This window comes from Stenotrophomonas sp. STEN038, from assembly GCF_056759895.1.
On record NZ_JBRRDW010000116.1, the window covers coordinates 1 to 1,879 of the forward strand.

The window sequence follows — 1,879 nt, forward strand, 5'->3', positions numbered from 1 at the left end:
CTCCGCGCCCCAAACACACCCCCCCCCCCCCCCCCCCCCCCCCCCTCCCCCCCCCCCCCCCCCCCCCCCCCCCCCCCCCCCCCCCCCCCCCCCCCCACTACAGGGGAATTCCCTGCCTTAACCCCACTCCCCACTTCCATCCGTTCCTATCCCCGTACGCCGCATCACGCGGCCCGCAAGGAGCAGGGATCATGGGTAGCGCAAAGGGTTCAAACCGGCGGGCGGTTCGCAACATGGCGCTGGCCGCCGCAGTGACGCTGTTGGTAGGCCTGCCGGTGGCGGCAGCGGTCCGCCATACCCCGTTACCGGTGACCGACAATACCGGCGACCTCAAGGCGCCAAGCACGCAACGCACGCGCCAGACCCAGCCCAACTTCCGTGCGCCCAGCGCCAGCGTCTGCAGCGACACGCCGGTGCTGCGCGAGGTTGCCGATCCCAGCCCGAGGCCGCAGCAGCACGACATCGCTGTGGACGAGTCTCGTCTGCGTCGGGGTGACAGCTACAGGGCATCCACCAAGATGATGGCGCCGCCGTCACCAGCAGCACCGCCGGCCCCACCGCCGTTGGCTGTTCGTGCCGAGGCCGCTGCCGATGCCAGTTATGCGGCAGCGGAGATGCCGATGGCTTCTATCACCACCACTGGCAACGTGCGTCAGCAACAGGCACCGGTCACTGCCGGTGTGGTCGATGACAACGCCGACTTCACCGCATTCCAGCAGTTCCTGCAGCGTCATGAGGAAGCCAATAACCTCGGTCGCGATGTCAGCGTGCGCCAGCGCCTGCAGGTGGTCGATGCGCAGGGTCGGCCGGTGCCAGACGCGGAAGTGGCGGTCACTGCCCGCAACGGCGCGCGGATGTGGGCGCGTACCGATGCTGGTGGTCAGGTGTGGGTGCATCCCAATGCCTTCGATGACCGTGATTCGGCCAGCTACCAGGTGCAGGTGCGGCGCGCCGGCAAGACCGTGACCTCAGCCCTGCAGCGCGGGCAGAAGAATGCCGTGCAGGTGGTGGTAACCGATGCACCGCTGCCGGCACGGGCCAAGCTCGACCTGGTGTTCATGGTCGATGCCACCGGTTCGATGGCCGATGAGATCGACAAGCTGCGTGATTCGCTGCAGGGCATCGTCCGTGACATCGCGCAGCTGCCGTCCAACCCGGACATCTGCCTGGGGCTGGTGACCTACCGTGATCGCGGCGACGAGTACTTCGTGCGTGGCTGGGACCTGAGCAACAACGTTGCAGGCTTCCAGAAAGTGCTAGATGGCGTGCGCGCAAATGGTGGCGGCGACTACCCGGAAGCAATGAACGAGGCCTTCGACCATGCCGTGCAGGCGATGAACTGGCGCGGTGCCTCGACTACGCGCCTACTGGTGTCGCTGGCCGATGCGCCGCCGCATATGGATTACCCGCAGCCGCGCTACGAACAGACCATGCTGGCCGCGCTGGGCAAGGGCATCAAAGTATTGAGCGTGGCCGCATCCGGCCAGGACACCACCGGTGAGATCGCGCAACGGCAGATCGCGCAGTACACCGGCGGGCGTTTCATCTTCCTCACTTACAAGGATGCGAGTGATCCTTCCAGCGGCCCGGGTAGCGAGACCGTGCATGAGGTGGAGAACTATTCGGTCGATACCCTGGACAAGCTGGTGGTGAAGCTGGTGCGCGAGGAGCTGGCGCAGTTGCCGAAAGGCTGAGCTTCTGCCCCTCCCTTTGCCGCAGGCAAGGGGAGGGTTGGGGAGGGGTAGGCTTTGGGGCCGTTCGCGGATTGCCCGCTTCCAAGGCAAAGCCCTGTAGTGGGGCGGGGCGGGGGGCCCGGGGGGGGGGGGGGGAGAAAGAGACGACGAGGAAGGGGGCGGAAGCGAAGCGAGGCCAGGAGACC

At 67.1% G+C, this 1,879-nt stretch carries 1 protein-coding gene; it reads left to right on the forward strand.

From position 1 onward, the window contains the following. Window positions 1-191 precede the first annotated feature (191 nt). Complete coding sequence (locus tag ACVOLS_RS21520) at window positions 192-1,694, forward strand: VWA domain-containing protein (protein WP_481547316.1); 1,503 nt, start codon at window positions 192-194, stop codon at window positions 1,692-1,694. The last annotated feature ends 185 nt before the right edge of the window (window positions 1,695-1,879 follow it).